The organism is Allorhizobium sp. NPDC080224 (genome assembly GCF_050281005.1).
Classification (GTDB): Bacteria; Pseudomonadota; Alphaproteobacteria; order Rhizobiales; family Rhizobiaceae; genus Allorhizobium.
This window is the reverse complement of record NZ_JBNNWJ010000001.1, coordinates 1,411,079-1,437,990: the sequence shown is the minus strand read 5'-3', so window position 1 is coordinate 1,437,990 and position 26,912 is coordinate 1,411,079. Positions and strand designations below refer to the sequence as shown.

Annotated in this window: 30 protein-coding genes; 22 read left to right on the top strand and 8 right to left on the bottom strand. The window is 61.6% G+C overall.

The features are described from left to right. Positions 1-60: 60 nt before the first annotated feature. The 4 genes from fabF to fabD form a co-directional block, all read right to left on the bottom strand. Positions 61-1,317 carry a beta-ketoacyl-ACP synthase II gene (gene fabF, locus ACQKP1_RS07180; RefSeq protein ID WP_427274738.1) on the bottom strand — a complete coding sequence of 419 codons (1,257 nt, stop codon included), beginning with the start codon at positions 1,315-1,317 and terminating at the stop codon, positions 61-63. A gap of 131 nt (positions 1,318-1,448) precedes the next feature. Further along, positions 1,449-1,685: an acyl carrier protein gene (locus ACQKP1_RS07175; RefSeq protein WP_006727438.1), complete on the bottom strand. Its 237-nt coding sequence runs from the start codon at positions 1,683-1,685 to the stop codon at positions 1,449-1,451. Between the two features lie 275 nt (positions 1,686-1,960). Continuing rightward, on the bottom strand, positions 1,961-2,698 hold the full coding sequence (gene fabG, locus ACQKP1_RS07170) for a 3-oxoacyl-[acyl-carrier-protein] reductase (RefSeq protein ID WP_427274737.1): 738 nt from the start codon (positions 2,696-2,698) through the stop codon (positions 1,961-1,963). Between the two features lie 43 nt (positions 2,699-2,741). After that, positions 2,742-3,686 (bottom strand): ACP S-malonyltransferase, encoded by a 945-nt coding sequence (gene fabD / locus ACQKP1_RS07165; RefSeq protein WP_427274736.1) that lies wholly within the window; start codon positions 3,684-3,686, stop codon positions 2,742-2,744. Positions 3,687-3,894: 208 nt separating this feature from the next. Here fabD and ACQKP1_RS07160 point away from each other — a divergent pair, with 208 nt between their 5' ends. The 8 genes from ACQKP1_RS07160 (at position 3,895) to ACQKP1_RS07125 (ending at position 11,644) form a co-directional block, all read left to right on the top strand. After that, positions 3,895-4,938, top strand: coding sequence for an aldo/keto reductase (locus ACQKP1_RS07160; protein WP_203014543.1), 1,044 nt, complete (start codon positions 3,895-3,897; stop codon positions 4,936-4,938). Positions 4,939-5,070: 132 nt separating this feature from the next. Further along, positions 5,071-6,003, top strand: coding sequence for a calcium/sodium antiporter (locus tag ACQKP1_RS07155; RefSeq protein WP_203014541.1), 933 nt, complete (start codon positions 5,071-5,073; stop codon positions 6,001-6,003). A 220-nt stretch (positions 6,004-6,223) separates the two neighbouring features. Further along, positions 6,224-7,129 carry an RTX toxin gene (locus ACQKP1_RS07150; protein WP_427274735.1) on the top strand — a complete coding sequence of 302 codons (906 nt, stop codon included), beginning with the start codon at positions 6,224-6,226 and terminating at the stop codon, positions 7,127-7,129. A gap of 284 nt (positions 7,130-7,413) precedes the next feature. Continuing rightward, on the top strand, positions 7,414-7,869 hold the full coding sequence (rpsF, locus tag ACQKP1_RS07145; RefSeq protein WP_136597528.1) for a 30S ribosomal protein S6: 456 nt from the start codon (positions 7,414-7,416) through the stop codon (positions 7,867-7,869). A 23-nt stretch (positions 7,870-7,892) separates the two neighbouring features. Beyond that, on the top strand, positions 7,893-8,141 hold the full coding sequence (gene rpsR, locus ACQKP1_RS07140) for a 30S ribosomal protein S18 (protein WP_003502063.1): 249 nt from the start codon (positions 7,893-7,895) through the stop codon (positions 8,139-8,141). A gap of 182 nt (positions 8,142-8,323) precedes the next feature. Continuing rightward, a complete protein-coding gene (locus tag ACQKP1_RS07135) occupies positions 8,324-9,298 on the top strand; it encodes a DUF2232 domain-containing protein (protein WP_427274734.1) in 975 nt (324 codons plus the stop codon). Positions 9,299-9,317: 19 nt separating this feature from the next. Next, a complete protein-coding gene (rplI, locus tag ACQKP1_RS07130) occupies positions 9,318-9,893 on the top strand; it encodes a 50S ribosomal protein L9 (RefSeq protein ID WP_203014522.1) in 576 nt (191 codons plus the stop codon). Between the two features lie 254 nt (positions 9,894-10,147). Next, positions 10,148-11,644: a replicative DNA helicase gene (locus ACQKP1_RS07125; RefSeq protein ID WP_076395502.1), complete on the top strand. Its 1,497-nt coding sequence runs from the start codon at positions 10,148-10,150 to the stop codon at positions 11,642-11,644. Positions 11,645-11,684: 40 nt separating this feature from the next. Here ACQKP1_RS07125 and ACQKP1_RS07120 read toward each other — a convergent pair whose 3' ends face one another. From ACQKP1_RS07120 to ACQKP1_RS07110, 3 genes are all read right to left on the bottom strand, one after another. Further along, positions 11,685-11,987, bottom strand: a complete 303-nt coding sequence (locus tag ACQKP1_RS07120) for an AzlD domain-containing protein (protein ID WP_427274733.1) — start codon at positions 11,985-11,987, stop codon at positions 11,685-11,687. Next, the gene (locus ACQKP1_RS07115) at positions 11,984-12,682 is read right to left on the bottom strand and encodes an AzlC family ABC transporter permease (RefSeq protein ID WP_203014505.1); all 699 of its coding nucleotides are present in this window, start codon (positions 12,680-12,682) and stop codon (positions 11,984-11,986) included. The genes ACQKP1_RS07120 and ACQKP1_RS07115 overlap by 4 nt, the downstream gene beginning before the upstream one ends. 69 nt (positions 12,683-12,751) lie before the next feature. Continuing rightward, complete coding sequence (locus ACQKP1_RS07110; RefSeq protein WP_203014502.1) at positions 12,752-13,615, bottom strand: AraC family transcriptional regulator; 864 nt, start codon at positions 13,613-13,615, stop codon at positions 12,752-12,754. Positions 13,616-13,699: 84 nt separating this feature from the next. On the opposite strand from ACQKP1_RS07110, the gene alr reads away from it, so the two are divergent. The 8 genes from alr (at position 13,700) to ACQKP1_RS07070 (ending at position 20,987) form a co-directional block, all read left to right on the top strand. After that, positions 13,700-14,866, top strand: a complete 1,167-nt coding sequence (alr, locus tag ACQKP1_RS07105) for an alanine racemase (RefSeq protein ID WP_427274732.1) — start codon at positions 13,700-13,702, stop codon at positions 14,864-14,866. Between the two features lie 72 nt (positions 14,867-14,938). After that, entirely contained in the window at positions 14,939-15,193 is a 255-nt protein-coding gene (locus tag ACQKP1_RS07100) for a ribbon-helix-helix domain-containing protein (RefSeq protein WP_203014470.1), read from the top strand. Further along, a complete protein-coding gene (locus ACQKP1_RS07095; protein WP_203014468.1) occupies positions 15,177-15,491 on the top strand; it encodes a type II toxin-antitoxin system RelE/ParE family toxin in 315 nt (104 codons plus the stop codon). The genes ACQKP1_RS07100 and ACQKP1_RS07095 overlap by 17 nt, the downstream gene beginning before the upstream one ends. A gap of 3 nt (positions 15,492-15,494) precedes the next feature. Further along, positions 15,495-16,898, top strand: coding sequence for a DNA repair protein RadA (radA, locus tag ACQKP1_RS07090; protein WP_006727418.1), 1,404 nt, complete (start codon positions 15,495-15,497; stop codon positions 16,896-16,898). 88 nt (positions 16,899-16,986) lie between these two features. After that, positions 16,987-17,580 carry a CvpA family protein gene (locus tag ACQKP1_RS07085; RefSeq protein WP_006727416.1) on the top strand — a complete coding sequence of 198 codons (594 nt, stop codon included), beginning with the start codon at positions 16,987-16,989 and terminating at the stop codon, positions 17,578-17,580. 127 nt (positions 17,581-17,707) lie between these two features. After that, positions 17,708-19,198 (top strand): amidophosphoribosyltransferase, encoded by a 1,491-nt coding sequence (gene purF, locus ACQKP1_RS07080; RefSeq protein WP_427274731.1) that lies wholly within the window; start codon positions 17,708-17,710, stop codon positions 19,196-19,198. A 121-nt stretch (positions 19,199-19,319) separates the two neighbouring features. After that, the gene (locus tag ACQKP1_RS07075; RefSeq protein WP_427274730.1) at positions 19,320-20,060 is read left to right on the top strand and encodes an SDR family NAD(P)-dependent oxidoreductase; all 741 of its coding nucleotides are present in this window, start codon (positions 19,320-19,322) and stop codon (positions 20,058-20,060) included. Between the two features lie 48 nt (positions 20,061-20,108). Continuing rightward, entirely contained in the window at positions 20,109-20,987 is an 879-nt protein-coding gene (locus ACQKP1_RS07070) for a DMT family transporter (RefSeq protein ID WP_427274729.1), read from the top strand. On the opposite strand, the gene ACQKP1_RS07065 is transcribed toward ACQKP1_RS07070, so the two are convergent. Beyond that, entirely contained in the window at positions 20,988-22,226 is a 1,239-nt protein-coding gene (locus ACQKP1_RS07065; RefSeq protein WP_427274728.1) for a diguanylate cyclase domain-containing protein, read from the bottom strand. A 309-nt stretch (positions 22,227-22,535) separates the two neighbouring features. On the opposite strand from ACQKP1_RS07065, the gene cysS reads away from it, so the two are divergent. From cysS to pip, 6 genes are all read left to right on the top strand, one after another. After that, positions 22,536-24,083, top strand: a complete 1,548-nt coding sequence (gene cysS / locus ACQKP1_RS07060) for a cysteine--tRNA ligase (RefSeq protein ID WP_427274727.1) — start codon at positions 22,536-22,538, stop codon at positions 24,081-24,083. Positions 24,084-24,139: 56 nt separating this feature from the next. Next, positions 24,140-24,382, top strand: a complete 243-nt coding sequence (locus tag ACQKP1_RS07055) for an antitoxin (protein ID WP_054150488.1) — start codon at positions 24,140-24,142, stop codon at positions 24,380-24,382. A gap of 14 nt (positions 24,383-24,396) precedes the next feature. After that, positions 24,397-24,795, top strand: coding sequence for a type II toxin-antitoxin system VapC family toxin (locus ACQKP1_RS07050; RefSeq protein WP_153763569.1), 399 nt, complete (start codon positions 24,397-24,399; stop codon positions 24,793-24,795). A 126-nt stretch (positions 24,796-24,921) separates the two neighbouring features. Continuing rightward, on the top strand, positions 24,922-25,389 hold the full coding sequence (locus tag ACQKP1_RS07045; RefSeq protein WP_427274726.1) for a GFA family protein: 468 nt from the start codon (positions 24,922-24,924) through the stop codon (positions 25,387-25,389). Beyond that, positions 25,386-25,874: a GFA family protein gene (locus ACQKP1_RS07040; protein ID WP_427274725.1), complete on the top strand. Its 489-nt coding sequence runs from the start codon at positions 25,386-25,388 to the stop codon at positions 25,872-25,874. The genes ACQKP1_RS07045 and ACQKP1_RS07040 overlap by 4 nt, the downstream gene beginning before the upstream one ends. Position 25,875: 1 nt before the next feature. Beyond that, complete coding sequence (pip, locus tag ACQKP1_RS07035) at positions 25,876-26,835, top strand: prolyl aminopeptidase (protein WP_427274724.1); 960 nt, start codon at positions 25,876-25,878, stop codon at positions 26,833-26,835. Positions 26,836-26,912: the final 77 nt, after the last annotated feature.

Below are 26,912 nucleotides of genomic sequence, written 5' to 3'. Positions count from 1 at the left end.
CCCGGCCTTCTTCCAGTGCAATCGCGGGCGGCGGATCAACGACCGGCCGCCCGGGTGGGATCAGGCCTCGTAGCGCTTCAGCACCAGCGAGGCATTCGTCCCGCCAAAGCCGAAGGAATTCGACAGAGCGACGTTGATCTCGCGCTTGCGCGCCTTGTGCGGCACCAGGTCGATCTTGGTCTCGACATCGGGATTGTCGAGGTTGAGCGTCGGCGGTGCGACGTTGTCGCGAATGGCCAGCGTCGAGAAGATCGCTTCTACCGCACCGGCCGCACCGAGCAGGTGACCGATGGCCGACTTGGTCGACGACATCGAGACATTTTCGGCGTGATCACCGAGCAGACGCTCGACGGCACCCAGCTCGATCGTATCGGCCATGGTCGATGTGCCATGAGCGTTGATGTAGTCGATGTCGGACGGCGTCAGGCCGGCGCGCTTCAGCGCCATGGTCATGCAGCGGAATGCACCGTCACCATCTTCGGAAGGCGCGGTGATGTGGAAGGCGTCGCCCGAGAGACCATAGCCGACAACTTCGGCATAGATCTTGGCGCCGCGGGCCTTCGCATGTTCCAGTTCTTCAAGCACGACAATGCCGGCGCCCTCGCCCATGACAAAGCCGTCACGGTCCTTGTCGTAGGGACGCGAGGCAGCGGTCGGGTCATCATTACGGGCGGTCGAAAGCGCCTTGCAGGCGGCAAAGCCGGCAAGCGAGATGCGGCTGATTGGCGATTCGGTACCGCCGGCCACCATGACATCGGCATCGCCAAGTGCGACCAGACGGGCAGCATCGCCGATCGCATGTGCGCCGGTCGAGCAGGCCGTCACGACGGAATGGTTCGGGCCGCGCAGCTTGTGGCGGATCGAAACCTGGCCAGAGGCGAGGTTGATCAGGCGGCCCGGGATGAAGAAGGGCGAGAGGCGACGCGGACCCTTGTCGCGCAGGATGTGGCCGGCTTCAACAATGCCTTCAATGCCACCGATACCGGACCCGATCAGCACGCCGGTGGCGCATTGCTCGTCATCGGTCTTCGGCTCCCAGCCTGCATCCTTGAGCGCCATATCGGCTGCGGCAACGGCGTAGATGATAAAATGGTCGACCTTGCGCTGCTCCTTGGGCTCCATCCAGTCGTCGGGGTTCCAGGCGCCCTCGCCTTCGGTCGGGATGCGGCAAGCGATCTTGGCCGGCAGATCTTCGACCTCGAATTCAGTGACCAGACGGGCACCGCTCTGGCCAGCCAGTAGCCGCTGCCATGTCAGTTCCGTTCCACATCCAAGAGGCGATACCATGCCGGTACCGGTGATGACGACACGTCTCATCGTGCGAAGCCCACCCAATTTATTTGACCGAAGTCATTGTAAACAAAGGTCCAGATACAACAAGGCCCGCTCATCGCGGGCCCAAGCGGACAGGACGGGCTCGCGCCCGCCTTCCGCAGCAGTTTGGTCGATCAGGCCTGGGCCTTCTCGATGAACTTGACAGCGTCGCCGACCGTCAGGATCGAGTCAGCTGCATCGTCCGGGATCTCGACGCCGAATTCTTCTTCGAAGGCCATGACGAGTTCGACGGTGTCGAGCGAGTCAGCGCCCAGATCGTCGATGAAGCTCGCGCCTTCGACGACCTTTTCAGCGTCAACGCCGAGATGATCAACTACAATTTTCTTCACGCGTTCTGCGATATCGCTCATGTCGGTATCCTCGACCTTCTAAAATTCAGAGGGAGCCTTAATGGCGTCCCTACCCTGCATTCAGCCAGTGACGCTTTCGTCCCACCAGCAAACCTGTTCGGCCCTGACCCAGAGCGGTTTATGCAAACAAAAGCATAAACTTCGGCTCATGAGACGGAGCGACTGCTCACAGTCATGGCCCGCTTAACACGGTTTAAGCGCGCCGCAAAGCCAGAAATTCGCCCCCTTGCCTTGCTCAACATCCTATTGCGCAGGGGCTGTTTCCGGCAATGAGATCAGATCATCGCCATGCCGCCATTCACGTGCAGCGTCTGCCCGGTCATGTAGGCTGCCTCGTTGGAGGCGAGGTAGACGACGGCGGAGGCGACTTCGGCGCCGGTGCCCATGCGCTTCATGGGGATGGCCCCCATGATCGCTTCCTTCTGCTTGTCGTTCAGTTTGCCGGTCATGGCGCTTTCGATGAAGCCAGGAGCAACACAGTTGACCGTCACGTTGCGGGTGGCGATCTCCTGACCGAGCGACTTGGTAAAGCCGATCATGCCGGCCTTGGAGGCGCAGTAGTTGGCCTGGCCGGGATTGCCGGTGACACCGACGACGGAGGTGATGTTGATGATGCGGCCAAAGCGGCGGCGCATCATCGGATGGGTCAGCTCGCGCGTCAGGCGGAAAACGGCGGTCAGGTTGACTTCCAGAACCGCATCCCAGTCGGCATCGGACATTCGGACGAACAGGCCGTCCTTGGTGATGCCGGCGTTGTTGACCAGGATATCGACGCCTTCGAGTTCGGCTTCGGCCTTTTCGCCGAGCGCCTTGACTTCGTCACGGTCGGACAAGTTGGCCGGGAAGATCTTGACGCGATCGCCGAGATCGGCGGCCAGTGCTTCCAGTTTTTCGACGCGTGTGCCGTGCAGGCCGACAATCGCGCCCTGGGCATGCAGCTGGCGGGCAATTTCTTCGCCGATGCCACCGGTGGCGCCAGTCACGAGGGCCTTGCGGCCGGTCAGATCGAACATGGTCGGGTTCCTTGTTGTTCGTTGGGGCGATCAGCCGTTCAACTTAGCCGTTCAGGGCGGCGATCGCAGCGTCAATGTCGGCCGGGCCGTTGACGGCCACACCGTTGATGTTCTTGTCGATGCGACGGGCAAGCCCAGTCAGGACCTTGCCGGCACCCACTTCATAAAGCGTGGTCACGCCATTGGCGCCGAACCACTCGACCGTCTCGCGCCAGCGGACCTGACCGGTCACCTGCTCGACGAGCAGATCGGCGATTTCGGACGCCGACGTGACAGGGGCTGCACGCACATTGGCGATCAGCGGCACGATGGGGTCTTTTTTCTCGACCTTGGCAAGCGCTTCGCGCATGGCGTCTGCCGCGGGGGCCATCAAGGCGGAATGGAAAGGCGCAGAAACCGGCAGCATGATGGCGCGCTTGGCACCCTTTTCGGTGGCGAGTGCTGCAGCCTTCTCGACTGCGGCCTTCGCTCCCGAAATGACCAGCTGACCGCCGCCATTGTCATTGGCGATCTGGCACGGACCGACGGCAGAGGCATCCGCGCAGATCGCCTGCACGTCGCCATGCTCGAGGCCGATGATCGCAGCCATCGCGCCCTCACCCACCGGGACGGCTGCCTGCATGGCATTGCCACGAATGCGCAGGAGACGCGCGGTGTCGCCAATCGAGAATGTGCCGGCAGCGCAGAGCGCGGAATATTCGCCGAGCGAATGGCCGGCGACGTAGGCAACCTTCGACTTGAGGTCGAGACCCTTGGCTTCCAGTACGCGGATCACGGCCATGGAAACCGCCATCAATGCCGGCTGGGCATTGGCCGTCAGCGTCAGCGTTTCTTCCGGGCCGTTCCACATGATGTCGGACAGCTTCTGGCCGAGCGCTTCGTCGACCTCTTCGAAGACGGCACGAGCTTCGGCAAAATTGTCGGCAAGGTCCTTGCCCATTCCGACGGCCTGGCTGCCCTGACCGGGAAAGGTGAATGCGACTGACATGGGCGTTTCTCCCTTGGTTTTTTCCTGTCAATTCACAGTTGGCCCTTGCGAGTCAAGTCTTGCACCCCTTTGGCTGCCCCTCGAAACGACCTTAGGACAAGGCTGTTCCACAGCTATCGCCATCTTGCGATGCATCAATTTCTGACTAGATTGCTTCCGAACTCATCCCGCCTCCCAAGGCAATCCCTCCACATCAGAGGCTTCTCCCATGAAGATGAACCGGCTCGGCCGAACCGATATCCTTGTTTCCGAAATCTGCCTGGGCACGATGACCTGGGGCTCGCAGAACACGCGCGAGGAAGCCTATGCGCAGATGGATTACGCGCTGGAGCACGGCGTCAACTTCTTCGACACGGCCGAGCTCTATCCGACGACGCCGCTCTCGGCGGAAACCTATGCCGATACCGAGCGGCTGATCGGGGACTGGTTCGAAAAGACCGGCAATCGCGACAAGGTGGTGCTGGCGACGAAAGTTGCCGGCCCAGGCCGCCCCTATATCCGCGAAGGCAAGCCGATCACCGGCGCAGTGGTGAAGGAAGCGCTCGACGCCAGCCTGAAGCGGTTGAAGACCGACTATGTCGACCTCTACCAGATCCACTGGCCAAACCGCGGGCATTTCCATTTCCGCGGCGCCTGGAACTACAATCCCTACAAGCAGGACAAGGCAAAGGCCTCTGTCGAGATCGCGGAGATCCTGGATGCCCTCGGTGACTGCGTGAAGGCCGGCAAGCTTCGGGCCGTCGGTCTGTCCAACGAGACCACCTGGGGCACACAGAAATACCTGACGCTTGCCGAAGCCAAGGGGCTCCCGCGGGTCGCGACGATCCAGAACGAGTACAACCTGCTCTACCGTCACTACGATCTCGATCTGGCTGAACTGTCCCATCACGAAGATGTTGGTCTGCTTGCCTATTCGCCGCTCGCAGGCGGCATTCTCTCGGGCAAATATCTCGACGGCAACAAGCCGGCCGGTTCGCGCGGCTCGATCAACGGCGACATCGGCGGCCGCCTCGTGCCGCATCAGGAAGCGGCAACGCGCGCCTATGTGGAGCTCGCCAAAGCTCATGACCTCGACCCCTCCGCCATGGCGCTTGCCTTCTGCCTGACGCGCCCGTTCATGGCCTCCGTGATCATTGGTGCAACGACCCTGGAGCAGTTGAAGACCAATATCGGTGCCGCAGAACTGACGCTCTCGGATGAGGTGATGCAGGAGATCGCCAAGATCCATCGTCTCTATCCGATGCCAATCTGACGACACAGACTTCGCAGCCCCGCCCGGCATGCAAAAAATCAGTGAGCCGGGCCTACACAATGTCGCGGCTCGTCACCATTTGCGACTGCGGTTTAACGCCGGCCCGCGGGCCATGTTTTATGGGGGATTGTCTTGGATTATCTGTTCGTGGCCGGGGGCCTGGTCGGTCTTTACTTCGGTGCCGAGTGGCTCCTTCGCGGCGCCATCGGAGTGGCGCAGAAACTCGCCATACCGACGCTGATCGTCTCGCTGGTCATCGTCGGCTTCGGCACGTCGATGCCGGAACTGCTGGTCTCCGTCCGCGCCGCGCTGACCGGCTCCTCGGACATCGCGCTTGGCAATGTGGTCGGTTCGAATACGGCAAACATCCTGCTGATCGTCGGCACCTGCGCGTTGATCTTCCCGATCACCCATTGGGACAAGGGCGTGAAGCGCGACACCTATGTGATGATCGGCGCGGCGGTCCTGCTTCTGGGTCTCGTGCAGTTCGAGGCCATAGGGCGGCTTGCCGGCCTGGTCATGGTCGCGGTTCTCATCGCCTACATTCTCTATGCCTATATTCAGGGCAAGGGCACGATCGAGGAACTGGCGAATGAAGATGTGAAGCACGAGATACTCGGAACCGGCTTCATGACCCTTCTGATCGTCGGCGGTCTGGCCACGCTGTTCGTCGGTGCCGAACTGCTGGTCCGCGGTGCGACCAATCTTGCCCGCGATTTCGGGATTTCCGAAGCGGTCATCGGCCTCACCGTGGTTGCGGTCGGCACCTCGCTTCCGGAACTCGCAACCGGCATCATGTCGGCCATGCGCAAGCACTCCGACATCATGATCGGCAACATCGTCGGATCGAACATCTTCAACATCCTGTTCATTCTGGGCGTCACCTCCGTCATCCAGCCGATCTCCGTCGATCCGCGATTCGGCAGTTTCGACGTCCCCGTCATGCTCGGCATCACGCTCGGCTTCGCGTTCCTGCTTCTCGCCCATCTTGGCGTCCGCAGACTGACGGCCGGCGCGATGCTCGTCGCCTATGTCGGATACACACTGGCATTGGTTCAGGTCTGAGGCACGATCCGACGCCGATCAGGGTCGCCGGCATTTACGCTCTTGGTGTCGCAAACCTGGGGCCACAAGCAAAGGCGTGAGCAGATGTTAACTGTCTGCTCACCGCGTTTGCCTGGAGCGCCTTCCGCAACGGCGCAGGTCATGTAAGCTTTTCTCAATGTACGAATGCTAGCTTGCCATGCCAGCGCCCCCGCTGCTCGGGCCACGAGATAGGCGACACATGACAGTCATCAACGCTTTCTATCGCAATCCGAACGCGCTCGCATATGCCACTCAGTTGTTTTCTCCGTCTTCGCCTGTTCGTGCGCAGTCCGAAACCCCGCCCGGCTGGGGCAAGCCCGACGATCCGGTGTTCACCGAAACAGCTGGTCATAAGGCTCTTGCACGGATTGCGGAGATTTTGGCGTTGCGCGATGCAGTCAGCGGAGATGAGGCATCTGTCGATGAGAACCTCGGTCATATCACTGCGGTGAAAGGCACGGAAGGAGACGACAAGCTCACCTTCGATGCAAAGGCTGTCTACAATGTCGAAACAAGTGGCGGTGCCGACACGGTAAGCGCCCGGGCAGCCGCGATTGTCGGCCTGTCGACCGGGGCCGGCAATGACAGTCTTGCTGCGAGCGCCCGCTACATCAATGAGATCGACATGGGCGCAGGCGACGATGAGATGAAACTCTCCGGTCGGCTGGTCATGAACGTGACGGGTGGAGAGGGCAACGACCGTCTGACAATAGCCGGGCAAGCCCTGATCGGTATAGACGGCGGCGCTGGCGATGACACCATGATCCTGGAGGGTACCCGCATCTTCGCCTCCGGCGGCACCGGAAACGACACGGTCACCATCAAGCGGACCGACATGAAATCTGCCAATGCCATTGCTGAATATGGCTTTGCCCGCGGCGATGGCGTGGACACGATCACCAGCAATGGTGCACTCACCCTGCGGTTCGATGACTATCAGGAAAAGGATGTGAGCGTGACCGTCAAGGGCAACACGCTCACCGCGACATTTGCCGGATCGGATGACAAGATCACACTGACGGTCGATGAAGCAGCCTTATCCGGCAAGGGCCTGACCTACCAATTCGCGCTCGACCAGGGGCGCACGATCCTCAGGATCGGCTGACGCCACCGTTAGAAAATCCTGCACGGCTCTTGCTTTTCGCCGGGATACGCGTATAAGCGCGCCGTTCACAACACCCGGTCCTCTGGCTGGTGGCTGAACGGAGGGCTGGCAGGTCGATGAGGCTTGCAGCAGGAACCATAAGGGTTTCCGGTCTCCCGTGTCTCCGCTCTCGACCGTCTCGAACACACTACTTTTCTTGCCGCGGCTCACGCCGCACAGGAGCAGTCTGTGAGGCTTAGCGCCGGATCCGGGTGACGACAACCGCAAGAAAAGGCAAAGCTTACATGGCTCTTTACGAACACGTATTCCTTGCCCGGCAGGATATGTCCGCTCAGCAGGTTGATGCCCTCGTCGAACAGTACAAGGGTGTCCTCGAAGCTAATGGCGGCAAGGTCGGGCGCGTAGAAAACTGGGGCCTCAAGTCCCTGACCTACCGCATCAAGAAGAACCGCAAGGCTCACTACGCCCTCATGGACATCGATGCTCCGGCAGCTGCCGTCCATGAAATGGAGCGCCAGATGCGCATCAACGAAGACGTTCTTCGTTACATGACCATCGCTGTCGAAGCCCACGAAGAAGGCCCGTCTGCGATGATGCAGAAGCGCGACCGTGACGACCGTCCGCGTCGTGACGGCGACGATCGTGGCCCGCGCCGTGACTTCGGCGATCGTGGTCCGCGTCCGGACCGTGGCCCCCGTGAAGGTGGCTTCGAGCGTCGTCCGCGCGAAGACCGCGCGTAATCTGAGCAATAGGAGAACACACAATGGCTGATGCATCCTCTTCTCAGGCCCGCCGTCCTTTCCATCGTCGTCGCAAGACCTGCCCCTTCTCGGGCGCGAATGCTCCGAAGATTGACTACAAGGACGTCCGTCTTCTGCAGCGCTACATTTCTGAGCGCGGCAAGATCGTTCCTTCGCGTATCACCGCAGTTTCCCAGAAGAAGCAGCGCGAACTGGCCCAGGCCATCAAGCGCGCCCGTTTCCTCGGTCTGCTGCCTTACGTCGTAGCGTAATCTGATCCGAAGCCTGCCGGCCTTTGCCGGCGGGCTTCATCCCTTCCGCGTTGGGCGCGGATCGGAACCGACCGCCAGATGGCGCGATTGCCGCGACGTCAGGTGAAAACCCATGTTGGGGATGGCTCTTGCGAGATCGCGGTAGCCCTTCCCCTAACTGCTAAAACAGCAGGACAGCGACGTTGAACAAACTGGATGCGAAATCGCTGACGACCGGCTTTGTTGCCGGCATTACCGCCGCTTTGCTCGTGCTGGGCGCTGCGGCGCAGCCGACGCTTGCCTCCATTCTCTATGCGGCTTCTGCGCTTCCCGTTCTGATCGTCGGCCTCGGCTGGGGCAATGCCGCCGCCATCACCGCGATCGTGACGGCCGCCCTGCTCGGCATGGTCAGCGTCTCGCCGATGTTCGCCTTCGGCATGGCGATCTTCACGCTGGCGCCGGCCGGCTGGCTCGCGCATCTGTCGAGCCTGGCGCGCCCCGCGTCTGAAATCGGTGGCCCCGACCACCTGATGGCTTGGTATCCGCTTTCCGACATTCTTCTCCAGCTCTGTGCTTTCGTGTCGATCGCCGTCGTCGTGCTGGGTGTGATCATTGGCTTTGGTCCGGAATTCACGGGCCAGCTTGTTGACGCGATGACGCAGGCGATGAGCACGCAGGATCCGGCGATGATGCCCGATGCCGTGGCGCTCGAGCAGTTGAAGCGCACCATGGTCATCCTGCTGCCGATCATCCAGGGCGGCACCTGGGTTCTGCTGCTGACGATGATGTATTACATCGCCATGCGCATCGTCACGGCTTCCGGCCGCAACAAGCGTCCGCGCGAGGACTTTCCGTCGGCGCTCCGGATGAACCGTAACACTGTCTTCATCTTCCTCGCTGGCATCATCGCCTGCTTCCTGGGTGGTGTGCCTGCGATGAGCGGCGCTGTTGTCTGCGGCACCTTCGGCGCGGGCTTCCTGATGGCTGGCTTTGCCTCCATGCATCTCAAGACGCGGGGCAAGGACTGGCGTCTGCCGGCCCTCATCCTCGCCTATCTCTCTTCGATCATGCTCTTGCCGCTCATGATCCCCCTCATCATCGGCCTCTCGGACACCCGGCGGACCGTTGCCCTGACGCCGGCCGCCAAGGCCGACAAAGACCATTCCGAAACTGATTGACACTGAAAGGAACACGACAATGCAGGTCATTCTCCTCGAACGCATCGCAAAGCTCGGCCAGATGGGCGAAACCGTAAAGGTTCGCGACGGCTTCGCTCGTAACTACCTGCTGCCGCAGGGCAAGGCGCTGCGCGCCAACGAAGCCAACAAGAAGCGTTTCGAAGCCGAGCGCGCAACGCTCGAAGCCCGCAACCTCGAGCGCAAGTCGGAAGCCCAGACCGTTGCCGACGCTCTCTCCGGCAAGTCCTTCATCGTCGTCCGTTCGGCTGGCGAAACCGGCCAGCTCTACGGTTCGGTCGCGGCTCGTGACGTCGTCGAAATCCTGGGCGCCGAAGGCTTCAACATCGGCCGCAACCAGGTTGAACTGAACACCCCGATCAAGGCCATCGGCATCCACCAGGTCACCCTGCACCTGCATGCTGAAGTCGAACTGTCCGTCGAGCTCAACGTTGCCCGTTCGGCTGAAGAAGCCGAGCGCCAGGCCAAGGGCGAAAGCCTGACCTCGGCCGACGCCATCTACGGCGTTGACGAAGACGCTCTTCGTCCGGAAGACTTCTTCGATCCGGACGCAGACATGGACGGCGAAGACGACTGATTTTTCCGCCATCGCGGAGACGGAACGCCCGGATTTTTCCGGGCGTTTTTCGTTGGCGCTCTGTTAAAATGAACACTCCAGCTCGCCGATTCGGCTGATGTCACAGTCAACCGAAAAGATCGGATTGCTCAGCTTTTTCTAAAGTCGCGATTGGCCGCCTGTGAATCAATGTGGGTTGCTGTGCGGGCCATTCCGCTGGCCGAAGTTCTCGCTATGGTGCAGCCACCGCCGACACACTGAACGGATGCGAACGAATGAATGATGCTGCGCGCAAACTGAGCCCGGTCCAAGCGGCTGAGCCGCTCTATCGGGAGGCTCCGAACAATATCGAAGCCGAACAGGCCCTGCTTGGCGCCATTCTCGTCAACAACGATGCCTTCTATCGCGTTTCGGACTTCCTGAAGCCCGAGCATCTCTACGAGCCCCTGCATCGGAAGATCTTCGAGGTGGCCTCCGAGATCATCCGTATGGGCAAGACGGCAAACCCGGTCACGATCAAGACCTTCCTGCCGGCCGACCAGAAGGTCGGCGACCTGACCGTCGCGCAATATCTCGCGCGCCTCGCTTCCGAAGCCGTCACCATCATCAATGCGGAAGACTATGGTCGAGCGATCTACGACCTCGCATTGCGTCGCTCGCTGATCCAGATCGGTGAAGATGTCGTCAACATCGCCTATGACGCGCCGCTCGACATGCCGCCGCAGGCGCAGATCGAAGACACCGAACGCCGTCTCTTTGCGCTGGCCGAAAACGGTCGCTACGACGGCGGCTTCCAGTCCTTCTCGGATGCCGTTGCCCAGGCTGTCGACATGGCGGGGGCTGCCTTCGAGCGTGACGGCAACCTCTCCGGCGTCTCCACCGGCATCATGTCGCTCGATGCCAAGATGGGCGGTCTGCAGCGCTCCGACTTGATCGTGCTCGCGGGTCGTCCGGGTATGGGTAAAACCTCGCTTGCCACCAACATCGCCTGGAACATCGCGGCCGCCTACGAGCCGGAAGTCCTGCCCGATGGCTCCTTCAAGGCCAAGAATGGCGGCGTTGTCGGCTTCTACTCGCTCGAAATGTCGGCCGAGCAGCTCGCCACCCGTATCATGTCCGAACAGACGGAAGTCTCCTCCTCGAAGATCCGTCGCGGTGACATCACCGAGCACGAATTCGAAAAGCTTGTGGGCTTTTCCCAGACCATGCAGAAGGTGCCGCTGTTCATCGACCAGACCGGTGGTATCTCGATTGCCCAGCTCGCTGCCCGTGCCCGTCGTCTGAAGCGTCAGCGCGGCCTCGACTTCCTGGTCATCGACTATATCCAGCTGATGACTGGCTCGGGCAAATCGGGCGAAAACCGCGTGCAGGAAATCACACAGATCACCACGGGCCTGAAATCGCTGGGCAAGGAACTGAACGTTCCGATCGTGGCGCTTTCCCAGCTCTCCCGTCAGGTTGAAAACCGCGAAGACAAGCGCCCGCAGCTCTCCGACCTTCGCGAATCGGGCTCGATCGAGCAGGACGCCGACGTCGTGCTCTTCGTGTTCCGCGAGGAATACTATGTGAAGAATCTCGAGCCCCGCGACATCGCCGATCCGAAGTATCCGGAATGGGAAGCGCATATGGAGAAGGTCAAGGGTACTGCCGACGTCATCATCGCCAAGCAGCGTCACGGACCGACCGGCACCGTCAAGCTCGCCTTCCAGTCGGAATTCACTCGCTTTGCGGATCTGGCCGAACCGAGTTTCATCCAATACGAAGAACCGTGAATTCGAAGGGCGCCCGAGAGGCGCCCTTTCCTTTCCATGGCTAGAGACCTGCAGCCCTCAAGGTGGCAACGGTCACGACGCCGGCGGCAGCGGCTGGCAGAAGCGGCAGGCGGGTTGCGGAGAAGGCCACCACCGCACAACCCGCGGTCTCCGCCCAGCCGGCGGCAAAGGCAGTCGGCGTCACCACAGCCGTCAGCACCGAGGGCGGGATCGCTGCCAGGCTCTCTTTGGCTTGCGGCGACAGTTGCAGGAGCCGACCGACCAGCAATCCCGCCTGACGCGTCGCAATCGTTGCGGCCGCCATGGCGAGGATCGCAAGCAGCGTGTTCATGTCGATCGTCATGCCCTCGCCTCCCCGCGCAGCGAAGAAACCACCGCGACGGCGACACCCCCGAGCGCGCCGGCGAGGATGTACCAGACACCCGGAACGGACTGGTGAACCAGCAAGGCGCTGATACCGCTGCCGACGAGGATCAGACCGGTGCGTGGGCCGCGCCAGAAGCCGGCGATGAGGATCACGAAGACAGCGGGAAAGACGAAGTCCATGGCGATCACGGCAGGATCGCCGACGAGGCCTCCGAGCGAGGCGCCAACCAGCCCTGACAGCACCCAGGCAGCATAGAAGGGCAAGGCGGCACCGACGAACCAGGCCGGCGTCAACAGATGATCCCGAGCATGGAATTCGGCGACGGCCCAGATCTCATCGGCGAGGAAGAGCATGGAAATGATCTTCTGCCGGAGCGAGAACGCCGCCATGTGGCGTGAGATCGACGCGCCCATCAGCACATGCCTGACATTGACGAGCAGGGCCGCCATGCCGAGTGCTGCGATGCTCGCGGGGTGGCTCCAGAGATCCATCGCGACAAACTGCGAACCGCCGGCAAAGACCAGGGCGCTCATCAGAAGGGCCTCCAGCGCCGAGAGCCCTTTGGTGGCGGCGACAGCACCGAAGACGAGACCGATCGGGACAACGGCGACAGTGAGCGGCAGAATCGATCGGAAACCCTGACGGATTTCGGCGGTGACTTTGGGTGGCATGCATGGTCCCTCACGCGAGTGTCACGCCGGGATAAGGCCTCAGTCGTCCAGGGTCTTGAAGGAAAGTGATCAGCCGGCACGAAAGACAGCAGGGGTGAGGCCCGTGCGCGCCTTGAACTGCCGGGTCATATGCGCCTGGTCGGCAAAACCGCAGGCAGCAGCGGTGTCCGATGGGGTGGCGCCTGATCGGAGCAGATGACGCGCGTGGCGGATCCGCATATCGGTCTGGAAGGCATGTGGGGTGATGAAATACTGCTTGCGGAAGGCGCGGATCATGTGGGCACGGCTGAGGTTTGCCACTTTCGCCAACGTCTCGAGGCCGATCTCCTCATCGAAGTGGGCAGCGATATGATCGCGGACGCGGCGCATGGCGAGCGGCTCGTTGTGATCGGGCGCACGGATGATCTCGTGGCCATGGTGGGCGAACATCGTTGCGAGAACACAATACATGCTCTCTTCACCTTCGAGGGCCGCAACCTCACCGCTTTCGATCCGGCGATGGGCGAGGTTGAAGGCCTTGGCGAGTTCCGGATCCGTCAGGAGCTGTCGCCCGAAGCTCGGCATGCCGTGGAAGGCGCGGCCGGTCACGTCCTCAATGATGTCGGTCAGCAGTGCCACCTCGGGATAGATCATACGGTAGCGATAACCATCCGGCGCGCCCGGCTGACCGTCATGGATCTCACCGGGATTGATGAGGTAGAGAGCGCCAGGGCCCGTATGTTCGCGCGTGCCACGGATGTTTGCCACTTGGCAGCCGACTTCGATCGCACCGATCGAGAAGGTGTCGTGCGAATGGGGCGAGAATTCATGGGTGATGAAGGAGGCGGTGAGGCACTCCATGTCGCGGAAGCGCCCGTCCCGCCAGAAGCGGGTTCGCTCCTTGCGTGAGACCGGATTGGCCTCGGCGGCCTCCTGCTGCGAAACACTGTGCATAGCAGCATAATATCGGGCCTCCGCATTTTCGTCTTGAAGAAAAGTGCTAGGGTCGGCCGTCCGATCAACCGACCCGAAGCCTTCATGACAGACCGTTTCACCATCCTCGATGCGCCGGAGGAGTTTCTTTCGGCACCGCTGCGCCTGACCACTGACCTCTCGGCCATTGCCGACAACTGGCGCGAGATGGCGCGGCGATCGGGCAGGGCGCGGGCGGCGGCCGTCGTCAAGGCGGATGCCTATGGCCTCGGGATCGAGGATGTGGGGCAAACGCTCTACAGGGCGGGCGCCCGCGATTTCTTCGTCGCCGTGCCGGCCGAAGGGGCGACATTGCGCCCCTATGCCCCTGAAGCCCGCATCTTCGTGCTCTCGGGTATCTGGCCCGGTCAGGAAGAAATCTTCTTCGAGAACGACCTGGTCCCGGTCATCGCGTCCGAGGAGCAGCTCGCCTTCTGGATGGCCGTGCTCACCGAGCGCGGCCCCTACCCTTGCGCCCTTCATGTCGATACCGGTTTCAACCGGCTGGGACTACCGATGGCCGATGCGATGGCGCTTGTCGACGACGTCTCGCGTCCGGCAAGCCTCGACCCGGTTCTCGTGATGAGCCATCTCGCCTGTGGCGACGATCCAACCTCGCCGATGAACCGGAGGCAGCTCGAGAAATTCCAAGAGGTTAGTGAGGCTTTCGAAGGTGTTGATTCCAGTCTATCGGCCTCGGCCGGCATCTTCCTCGGCTCGGATTACCACTTCGACCTCACCCGGCCCGGCATCGCGCTTTACGGCGGCGAGGCAGTGAACGGCGCCAGAAACCCGATGCAGCCGGTCGTCAAGGCCGAGGCGCGCATTCTGCAGATCCGCGACGCCAAGGCCGGCGAAAGCGTCTCCTACGGTGCGACCCATCTGCTGTCCCGCGACAGCCGACTTGCGGTCGCCAGCGTCGGTTATGCGGATGGTTATCTGCGCAATCTGTCCGGCTCGGGGATTGCCCTGCGCGACACTGGTTTCCCCGGCGCCGAGGGCGTGATTGGTGACAAACGCGTTCCTGTCGTTGGGCGGGTGACGATGGACCTCACCATCTTCGACGTCACCGATCTGTCCGAAAATGCCGTGCGCAGCGGCGACTATATCGAACTCCTCGGCCCCTCCATGCCTCTCGATGACGTCGCCCGCGCTGCCGGCACGATCGGCTACGAAATGCTTACCGGGCTCGGGCTGCGCTATGAGCGGATCTATCTGGAGGGAGAAGACTGAGGTCTGGCGCGGAGGGATTTGTTCTGCTATTGTTCCAGCCCTGTCGGTCTTGTTCAGAATGGAGTTCAGACGATGCAGCGCATTCAATTGAGCGCCAGAGACGCGGAGTTCGTGGCGGAGCAACTTAGTTCCGGCGTCTATGAGACAGTCGATGCGGTGGTTGCTGCCGGTCTGGAACTGCTGCGTGAACGGGACGATGCCGAACTTCGTCAGTTTATTCAGGAGGGGCTTGATGATGTCGAGGCCGGTCGAGTTCACACCTACGAGAACGCGGAGGATCTGCTCGCGGACATCAAACGCGGTCTGATCGATGCCCACCAGCCGTAAGGTGAAGTGGACCACCACCGCCAGAGACGATCTCCGTTCGATTTATTCCTACATAGCCCAATTCGATCCTGCCTTGGCGGATGCATTCGTCACTGGACTCTACCAGAAGATCGAAGCATTGGCGCAACTCGGTCTTACCGGGACAAAGACGGACCATTTGCGTGACGATATTCGTGCCTTCACGTTCAAGGAGCGCCGGTTCTTCATTCGTGTGTCCGACGAGACGATAACCGTCCTTCGTGTGAAGCACGGCCGTCAGAACATCTCCCCAGACGATTTCCCCGAAAGCGACCTGTAATTCATGGCCAAAGCTAAGACTCAATTCATCTGCCAGAACTGCGGCACGGTGCATTCCCGCTGGGCGGGCAAATGCGATGGATGCGGCGAGTGGAACACCATCGTCGAGGAAGATCCGATGGGCGGGATCGGGTCGGGCCCTGGCAAGGCGCCAAAGAAGGGCCGTCCCGTCACTCTCACCTCGCTGTCCGGCGAGATCGAGGAAGCGCCACGCATTCCAACCGGCATGGGCGAACTCGATCGCGCCACCGGTGGCGGTTTTGTACGCGGTTCGGCGGTGCTGATCGGCGGTGATCCCGGCATCGGCAAATCGACGCTACTGATGCAGGCGGCTGCGGCGCTGGCGCGGCGTGGTCATCGGGTGATCTATGTCTCGGGCGAAGAGGCTGTCGCGCAGGTTAGGCTGCGCGCCCAGCGACTGGGTGCTGCCGATACAGATGTGCTGCTCGCCGCCGAAACCAATGTCGAGGACATCCTCGCCACCATCTCGGAAGGCAAGCGGCCGGATCTCGTGATCATCGATTCGATCCAGACGCTGTGGAGCGACACCGCCGACAGTGCGCCGGGGACCGTGACCCAGGTGCGCACCGGCGTCCAGGCGATGATCCGCTTTGCCAAGCAGACCGGTGCGACCATGGTGCTGGTCGGGCATGTCACGAAGGAGGGCCAGATCGCCGGTCCCCGCGTCGTGGAGCACATGGTCGATGCCGTCCTCTATTTCGAAGGCGATCGCGGCCATCACTATCGCATCCTACGCACGGTCAAAAACCGCTTCGGACCGACCGACGAGATCGGGGTCTTCGAAATGTCGGACAAGGGTCTGCGCGAAGTCGCCAATCCCTCCGAGCTCTTCCTCGGCGAACGCAACGAGAAAGCCCCAGGTGCTGCCGTCTTTGCCGGCATGGAAGGCACGCGGCCCGTGCTGGTCGAGGTGCAGGCACTGGTGGCCGCCACATCGCTCGGCACGCCGCGTCGCGCGGTCGTCGGTTGGGATTCGTCCCGCCTCGCCATGATTTTGGCGGTATTGGAGGCGCATTGCGGGATCAGGCTCGGTCAGCACGACGTCTATCTGAACGTTGCCGGCGGCTACCGGATCAGTGAACCGGCAGCCGACATGGCAATTGCTTCGGCACTGGTTTCGTCGCTGGCCGGTATTGCCCTTCCGGCCGATTGCGTCTATTTCGGCGAAGTCAGCCTGTCGGGGGCGGTGAGGCCGGTGGCCCACACGGCCCAAAGGCTGAAAGAGGCGGAAAAGCTCGGTTTCTCCGCTGCGGTCTTGCCGGCTGCCTCCCCGGACCTTCCAAAGGGTTCGGCTGGCAAATGGAGGGAAGTGGACAGCCTTCCCGATCTCGTGGCGCGGATCGCCGGTTCCCGGCTGAAAGCCCCCACGGATCAGGAGGACGGTTGATCCGGTCCGACGCGTGGTTTCACGCGTTCCGGCGGAATCGCGGTGACATCAATGCCGGTCTTTTCCGGCAGCCTTGGAGTTGGTATTTATGCCCATCACAATTTTCGACGGTATCGTCATCGGCGTCGTTCTGTTTTCAGCGGTGCTGGCGATGGTACGCGGCTTCTCGCGTGAAGTGCTGTCCATCGCGAGCTGGGCGGGTTCGGTCGCCGCTGCCTATTACCTCTATCCCCTGCTCGTTCCCTATGTGATGAGCTATACCGATGATCCGCGGATCGCGATGGCAGGCTCTGCCGGCATCATCTTCCTGATCGCGCTGATCATCATTTCGTTCATTACCTCGCGCATTGCCGACTTCATCATCGACAGTCGCATCGGCGCACTCGACCGCACGCTGGGCTTCCTCTTCGGCGCAGCCCGCGGCCTGCTGTTGCTCGTCGTTGCGGTGGCCTTCTGGAACTGGTTGATCAACGAGCCGCAGCGACCGGACTGGGTCAACAACTCCAAGTCCAAGCCTTTCCTCGATTCGCTCGTGCAGAAACTCGAGGCAGTCCTGCCGGAAGACATCGAGCCGCAGATCCGCGAGCGCATCCTCGGCCGCGACGAACCGGAAGCCGGCGCTGCTGGCGAAACGGCTCCCGCCGAGCAGGCGCCCGAACAGGCTCCGGCCCAGAACAACTGATCCTCTCGCGGCTTCGGCCGCGCGACATGAGACAAGACACAGATGCCGCCGGATCGGGACAGACCGGCGGCTTCCCTGTTCAAAGCGCAGCATCCCCGCGTCTGTCCCCGGAGCAAAGGCCCTCGCCATGAAGCAGATCAGCCCTTCTTACGTCGTCTATGGCAGCCAGGACGACAAGTTCCACGAGGAATGCGGCGTGTTCGGCATTCTCGGTCATCCAGATGCTGCAACCCTGACCGCGCTCGGTCTGCACGCGCTCCAGCATCGCGGCCAGGAGGCAGCCGGCATCGTCTCCTTCGACGGGCGCCAGTTCTACACCGAAAAGCATATGGGCCTCGTCGGCGACCACTACACCAATCCGGCGACCCTCGCGAAACTGCCCGGCCCGCAGGCGATCGGCCACACGCGCTACTCGACCACAGGGGAAGTTGCGCTCCGCAACGTCCAGCCACTCTTTGCCGAGCTCGAAGAAGGCGGCATCGCGATCGCCCATAACGGCAACTTCACCAACGGTCTGACGCTGCGCCGCCAGATCATCGCCACCGGCGCGATCTGCCAGTCGACCTCGGATACCGAAGTGGTGCTGCATCTGATCGCCCGCTCGCGCCATGCCTCGACCACCGACCGCTTCATTGATGCGATCCGCCAGATGGAAGGCGGCTATGCGATGATCGCGCTCACCCGCACCAAGCTGATTGCCGCCCGCGATCCGATCGGCATCCGCCCGCTGGTCATGGGCGAACTCGACGGCAAGCCGATCTTCTGTTCGGAGACCTGTGCGCTCGACATCATCGGCGCCAAGTTCGTCCGTGACGTGAAGAACGGCGAAGTCGTGATCTGCGAGACGCAGGCCGATGGCACCGTGACAATCGAATCCCGCATGCCGGCCCGTCCCCTGCCTGAACGGGTCTGCCTGTTCGAATATGTCTATTTTGCCCGCCCGGACTCGGTCGTTGCCGGCCGCAACGTCTACACCACCCGCAAAAATGCCGGCATGAACCTTGCCAAGGAAGCACCTGTTGAAGCCGATGTCGTGGTGCCAGTACCGGATGGTGGAACGCCGGCTGCCCTGGGCTACGCGCAGCAGAGCGGCATTCCCTTCGAATACGGCATCATCCGCAACCATTATGTCGGCCGTACCTTCATCGAACCGACGCAGCAGATCCGCGCTTTCGGCGTCAAGCTCAAGCATTCGGCCAACCGGGCGATGATCGAGGGCAAGCGCGTCGTGCTGGTGGATGATTCCATCGTGCGCGGCACGACCTCGCTGAAGATCGTGCAGATGATCCGCGATGCCGGCGCCAAAGAAGTGCATATCCGCGTCGCCTCGCCGATGATCTTCCATCCTGACTTTTACGGCATCGATACGCCGGATCGGGACAAGCTGCTGGCCAACCAGTATGCCGGCGACGAGGCGATGGCGAAGTATATCGGCGCGGATTCCCTCGCATTCCTATCGATCGACGGCCTCTATACAGCGGTCGGCGGCGCTCCGCGCGATCCGGCCAATCCGCAATTCACCGACCACTATTTCACCGGCGACTATCCGACCCGCCTCCTCGACAAGGAAAGCGAGAAGCCGGGCCGCAAGGAAAGCATGCTCGCCGCCAACGGCTGAGCTCCAGAGCAGGTCCAGCAAAAGTGCGCCAGCGGTTTTGCGTCCGGACTGCGTTAATACAAGGAGATAGAGCATGCGATCCGGCTTAAGCCGGACATGCTCTAGGGATACAGGACAGACCATGACCATCGACCTCAAGGGACGGCTTGCGCTCGTCACGGGTGCCTCGCGCGGCATCGGCTATTTCACCGCGATCGAACTGGCCAAGGCCGGCGCCCACGTGATTGCCTGTGCCCGCACTGTCGGCGGCCTGGAAGAGCTTGATGACGCCATCAAGGCGGTCGGCGGCACGGCAACGCTGGTGCCCTTCGACCTCTCGGACATGGCCGCGATCGACCAGCTCGGCGGCCACATCTTCGAGCGCTGGGGCAAGCTCGACATCGCCGTCCTCAATGCCGGCGTGCTCGGTGTCATCTCGCCAATCGGCCATGTCGAGGCGAAGGTCTTCGACAAGGTGATGACGATCAACGTCACCGCCACATGGAGGCTGATCCGCTCGCTCGAGCCGCTTCTCGTCAAGTCCGACCAGGGCCGAGCGCTGATCCTGTCTTCGGGCGCTGCTCACAAGTGCCGACCCTTCTGGGGCCCCTACTCCGCCTCCAAGGCAGCCGTCGAGGCGCTGGCGCGGACATGGGCGGGCGAAACGCAGCGGCTGCCTCTGCGCGTGCTCTCCGTTGATCCCGGTGCTACCCGCACCGCAATGCGCGCGCAGGCGATGCCGGGTGAAGACCCCGCGACGCTGCCGCATCCGTCCGAAGTTGCCGCCAAGCTCCTGCCACTCGTCGGCCCGGACCAGACGGAAACCGGCAAGCTCTTCATCGTTCGCGAAGGCAAGATGGTCGACTACCGCATGCCGGAGTAAGCACCCGCACTCCACCCAACCGGCGGCCGACCAGTAGCAGGATCACCCATGTCGCCCAGAGATTTCGCCGCTTATGCCTATCTGTCTCTGGCCTGGGGACTGTCGTTCCTGCTGCTCCTGCATGTCGTCGACGCCTTTGGCTGGATCGGAGCGGTAACCTTCCGCTGTTTCATTGCCGGTGCCCTGCTCTACGTGATTGCAAGGGCCATGCGACGCCGGCTTGACTTCGGTGCGGGCTGGCTGCCTTTCGCGGTCGTCGGCGCAACCACTGTGGCCGGGCAGCTTGTGGGCCTCTCCTACGCGACCCCGCTGATCGGCACGGCCATGGCCGCGATCTTCGTTGCGTCCATCCCCCTGTTCTCGATGGTCATCGCGCAATTCTGGGGGCTGGAGCGGATCACGCCGACGCGGGTGCTCGGCCTTGCACTCGGAACGATTGGCATCATCATGCTGGTCGGCTTCCCCGCGGTACCCGTCACCGCAACCTTCCTGCTCGGCTGTGCGGCCATGGTCGGTTCGACCTTCTCGGCCGCCTTTGGCAGCAACTATGCGAGCCGCCACCTATCCGGTACCGGCCCCTGGGAGGTGACCATCGGCTCCTTCATCGCCGGCGGTATCCTGACGCTGCCGCTTCTGTGGTTCGTGCCGGTTCCCGGAACACCTTTAGCGATCGACTACCTCTATCTCGTGGCGCTGGCAGCCCTGATGAGTGCGCTGACCTATGTGCTCTATTTCGGCCTGGTCAAAAGCATCGGCGCGACCGCCGCGATCAGCGTCGAATTCGTCGTGACAGTCGTTGCCGTGCTGGTCGGGGCTCTCGTGCTCGACGAACCGCTGACGGTGATGCAGCTGTTGGGTGGCGGCGTCATCATCGTCGGATGCGCGCTGGTTCTGGGCCTTGTCCGCCCGGTGCGCGCAGCTACCTGATCACTTGCCTCGCCGACGGATGCGCGGAGCCGAGCGCCCCGGCTTAGCCACGGCAAGAGCGAGCATTGCTGCCGTGTCGTCCAACAAGACTGCGGGTTCGCAGAGACGAACACAGTTTCGTCCATCCGCCTTGGCCCGATAAAGGGCGGCATCGGCGCTGGCCAGCAGCATATCGAGATCTTCACCGCTCGCACTGGCTTCGGCAACACCGATGCTGACAGTCACCTGCAGGGGTGAGAGCGGCGACATCGCCATGCCCGCGACTGTAAGGCGTAATTCTTCGGCCAGCGCCAGCGCCTGTTGCACGCCAATGCGCGGCAAGAGACAGGCAAATTCCTCTCCACCCAGCCGGGCAAAGAGGCAGCCCTTGGGCATGCGCTGTTCGATGGCGCGCGAAAAGGCGATCAGCACCTGGTCACCTGTAGCATGGCCATGGCTATCATTGACGGTCTTGAAATGATCGATGTCGAGCAGCAGCAGGCTCGTCCCACCCTCCTGGCTGAGAGCGGCCTTGGCTTCCGTGACAAAGGTGCGCCGGTTGGCGAGATTGGTCAGCGGATCCCGTTCCGAGGCCAGTCGATAACGGAGTTCGTCGCGCTCCTTCGCCAGCATCAGCAGAGCGACGAGCGTCAGCACGATCATCATGGAGTTGGCCAGCACGATATAGGCAAACCAGGGTGCCGTCGTGCCATCGGCCGCGTAGGCCGGCCCGACAAAGAGCGACAGCGGCACCGGCGCCAGCCAAACCGCGCCTCGAATGAGGTTTGCCACGGCAGCAATCGACCTGGACGGCAACGGTTCTCGCTTTGCCTTGCGCAAGATATCTTCCGCCGTAAGGAAGCAGTAGCCAGCAATCAGGAGGCCAAGAATCGTGGTTCTCAGCTCTACCGATTGATAGACGACCGGCATCAGCCAGAGCGCCGTCCAGACAATCAGCCCGATCGAGGCCTTGGTTAGGGAAGCTTTGCCGCCTTCGAACACCACGACCGCCTGCCAGTAGAGTCCGACGGCAAAGACGCCGAGCCCGAGACCGACGCCCGACGACAAGAACAGCGGCAGCGAACTGCGCGCCGAATGCAGAAACATGGCCGTGCAGCCAGCGAGCCCCGCCGCGACCAGCAGGGGCAGGATCTGGCTGTCTCGGTTTCGCAGCCACATGTAGATCGTCACGATCGTCGATATTAGCGTAATCAACGCATGGACGATCATCACTGTTGGCAGATGCAGGCTGTGGTCCATGCCGAAGATCATCTCCGAGGGCGGGGGAATACCACGCTAGAATTGGGGAGTAATCTTGAAAAAGACTTAAGCCGAGGAGCAGGTATCCACAGCGACGGGCCGCAACATGCCCCTTTTCGGGACTCCGCAAGCGCCCTTGACCAAAATCACGACCCGCGCCATAACACCCAGCATGAAAACGAGCTTCTGCACCATTTGCGGGATCATTATTCGCTAGCGCATTCGCTGGCCTGGCCGTTTTCGTCTCCTGCATAGCCCCAGATGACAAACGACCCGGTCCAGCCGGGTACATCATTCTGGGAGTTTCACATGGCCGGCGGCCTCAAGCTTTACAACACGCTCACACGCGAGAAGGTCGATTTCGAACCGATCGACCCCGACAATGTGCGCATGTATGTCTGCGGCCCGACGGTCTACGACTTCGCCCATATCGGCAATGCGCGCCCCGTGATCGTCTTCGACGTGCTCTACCGGCTGCTGCGCCACACCTATGGCGCCGACAAGGTCACTTACATTCGCAACATCACCGACGTCGACGACAAGATCAACGCACGCGCCTTGCGCGATTTCGGCAAGCAGATCGCCGATGGTTCGATGAGCCTCAACGAGGCGATCCGGGCTGTTACCGGCAAGACGGAAAGCCAGTTCCACGAGGACGTGGCCTCGCTCGGCTGCCTGAAGCCCACCGTCGAGCCACGCGCCACCGACAACATTCCGCAGATGATCACCATCATCCAGCGGCTGCTCGACATGGGCCATGCCTATGTCGCCAGCGGTTCGGAAGGCCATGAAGTGCTGTTTTCGACCGCCTCGATGGCCGATTACGGCATGCTGTCGAAGCGCAAGCTGGAAGACCAGCAGGCAGGCGCGCGCGTCGCGGTCGAAAGCCACAAGATGAACCCAGCCGATTTCGTGCTGTGGAAGCAGTCCGCTGACACAGAGCCAGGCTGGCCGGCGAGCTTCACCTTCGAGAAGATCACCACGCCGATCTATGGGCGTCCCGGCTGGCATATCGAATGCTCTGCCATGTCCGACCGCTATCTCTGGGAAGAGATCAAGGATCGCCTGTCCCCCAAGGCGAAGGCCAAGCCGCACCAGTTCGACATCCATGGCGGCGGGCTCGACCTGATCTTCCCGCACCACGAAAACGAGATCGCCCAGTCCTGCTGCGCCTTCGACAACGACCTGATGGCGACCGTGTGGATGCACAACGGCTTCCTGCAGGTCGAAGGCCGGAAGATGTCGAAGTCGGAGGGTAATTTCGTCACGATCAACGAGTTGCTGGCGACGGAGAAATTCGGCGGGCGGAAGTGGCCGGGCGAAGTGCTGAGGCTCGCCATGCTGATGACGCATTACCGCGAGCCGATCGATTTTTCGGTGAACAAGCTCGTCGAGGCGTCCAACATTATCGAAAAATGGAGGACGGCTGCTGAGGGAGCACAGCCCTCGGCACAGAAGATCGATGGCGAAGTGCTGGGGGCACTCGCCAATGATCTGATGTCTCCCAAAGCTCTGCAGTTCATATCCAATCTGGCTAGCCGAGTTAATGCTTTGCGCCATGAGCAAAGAAACAACGATGGCATCTCACTCGAAGCTGAAATCCGAGATTTACAAGCTTTGCTAGTTGGATCTGCGGGACTACTTGGCTTTGCGGTCGAGAAGCGTTCCGAAGTCAGCGACGACCTCTCCGCTGCAGTCCAAGCACTCGTCGACATGCGGCTCGAAATGCTGAAGTCGAAGAATTTTGCCGAAGCTGACAAGATCCGGGACGACCTTGCCGCCAAGGGGATCCAGCTCAAGGACGGCAAGGACAAGGAGACAGGCGAGCGGGTAACGACCTGGGAGGTCAAGCGGTAGTTGCTTGTGGGAAACCGTTGGCATATGCTTGGCATATGCCAACTCAGGAGATGCGAATGGAACTGGAAAGACATGTCCGGATTTTCAAGAACGGTCGCAACCGCGCCGTTCGCATTCCCGTGGAGTTCGACTTCCCCGGTGACGAGGCGATCATGCGCAAGGAGGGTGACAAGATCACCCTAGAACCCGTCCAGGCAAAGAAGGAAAGCATGATCGAATGGCTGCGCCGCCAGGAGCCAATCGAAGAGGACTTCGACTTCGACCTTCGTGAACCGCCAACGCGGGACGTCGAGCTGTGAATACGCCTCGCTACATGCTCGACACGAATATTGTTTCGGACGTGATCCGCAACCCGCATGGATCCGCCGCCACGATGATCGAGAGCGTCGGAGACGCGCAGGTGGCGATCAGTTCGATCGTTGCGTCCGAACTGCGTTTCGGCATTCTGAAACGCAACTCCGAGCGCCTGACGTTCCTGGTCGAAAACCTTCTCGATCGGGTTTCGATCCTGCCCTACGAAGACAAGGAAGCTTCCCATTTTGCCGAGATTCGCCTCGACCTTGAACGGAATGGAACGCCGATCGGTTCGACGGATCTCTTCATCGCCGCGCATGCAAGATCTCTGGACGTGACCCTGGTGACGGCCAACGTCCGAGAATTCGGCCGAGTATCAGGCCTCAAGGTAGAAAACTGGGTCAGATCCAACCCATGACCCAGCCAAACCCCAATACCAAGATGCCGAAATGGCTGCTCTATGGCCTTATCGCCAAGGGCGTGATCGTTGCTCTGATCACTCTCGGCGTCGTGCTTTATGTGACCATGCGATGAGGAAGAGCAGATGAGCGAGATCCATAGCGGAGGCTGCCAGTGCGGCGCAGTGCGGTTCCAGGCGTCGAAGCTTGGGCGGCCGTCGATCTGCCATTGCCGTATGTGCCAGAAGCAGTTCGGCTCGTTCTTCGGCGCCTTCGTCACCGCCGATCAGGCGCATCTGACCTGGACGCGCGGGCAGCCGATGCTCTACCGCTCGTCCGCCAAGGTGAAGCGCGGGTTCTGCGGCAAGTGCGGCACACCGCTCACCTATCAGCATCCCGGGGGCGTCGAACTTGCGATCGGCGCCTTCGACCATCCGGAGCGTTTCGAGCCGCAGATCCAGGTCAACCATCACCAGCGCCTGCCGTGGATCGATCAGCTGTTCGAGACGCCTGTCTATACGAGCCCCGAATACGAGGCATTCTTCGCCTCGATCGAGAGCTTCCAGCACCCCGACCACGACACGGCCCAGTGGCCGCCGGAGGATGATCAATGACCCGACAGGTACATTCCGGTGGCTGCCAGTGCGGCGCAATCCGCTACAAGATATCAGGCGAGCTCGGTTACCCGCATATCTGTCACTGCCGTATGTGCCAGAAGGCCAGCGGCAATCTGTTCATGGCGCTGGCCGGCTCGCGGCAGGAGGATTTCCTCCTGATGCGCGGCGAGCCAAGCTGGTTCCAGTCGTCTGACCCGTGCGGGCGCGGCTTCTGCAAGGACTGCGGCACGCCGCTGTTCTTCCGCACCAAGGGCTCGCCCTATATCAGCATCACGATCGGCAGCCTCGATAAGCCAGAGCTCGCCGAGCCCATTTCGCAAGACGGCGTCGAAAGTCGCGTTTCCTATTTCGACAAGCTCTTCAATCTTCCGCAGAACGAAACCGACCGTTCGGACCTTCCGGCGGGCAATGCCGGGATCGCCGCCACATCTAGGCAGCATCCCGATCACGATACGGTGGCCTGGCCACCGAAGAGGACATGACATGACGACTGAATTGCGTGGCGTTTACCCTGAAATCGAACCCTTCGAGACCGGCATGCTCGATGTCGGTGACGGGCACCAGATCTATTGGGAGCGTTTCGGCACCAGGGGGGCCAAGCCGGCCGTCTTCCTGCATGGCGGTCCCGGTGGCGCCACAGGTCCCGGCAACCGCCGGCTCTTCGATCCCGCCCTCTACGACGTGCTGATGTTCGACCAGCGCGGCTGCGGCAAGTCCACACCGCATGCCTCGATCGACGCCAACACCACCTGGCACCTCGTCGCCGATATCGAGCGGCTGCGCGCCCTCATGGGCGTCGAGACCTGGCTCGTCTTCGGCGGTTCCTGGGGCTCGACCTTGGCGCTCGCCTATGCCGAAACCCATCCGGAGCGCGTCTCCGAACTGGTCCTGCGCGGCATCTATACTCTGACCAAGGCCGAGCTCGACTGGTACTACCAGTTCGGCGTCTCCGAGATGTTTCCCGACAAGTGGGAACGGTTTTGCGCACCCATTCCGGAAAATGAACGTCACGAGATGATGGCCGCCTATCGCCGCCGGCTGACCGGCACCGACCGCGAGGAACAGCTGCGCTGCGCCGTTGCCTGGAGCTCCTGGGAGGGCGAGACGATCACGCTCCTGCCGAACCCGGATTACACGGGACGCTTCTATGAACCCGACTTCGCGCTCGCCTTCGCCCGCATCGAAAACCACTTCTTCGTCCATGCCGGCTGGCTGGAGGAAGGCCAGCTCTTGCGGGATGCCTATAAGCTCAAGGATATCCCGGGCGTGATCATCCATGGCCGCTACGACATGCCCTGCCCGGCGAAGTATGCTTGGGCTTTGCACAAGGCCTGGCCGAAAGCGGATTTCCACCTGATCGAGGGGGCGGGCCACGCCTATCTCGAGCCTGGTATACTCGACCAGCTGATCCGGGCGACGGATCGGTTTGCGGGGAAGAATTGAAGTAAAGATTGCCCCTCACCCTACCCTCTCCCCGCAAGCGGGGAGAGGGGCGCAAGCGGTGCAGCATCGCCCTTCTC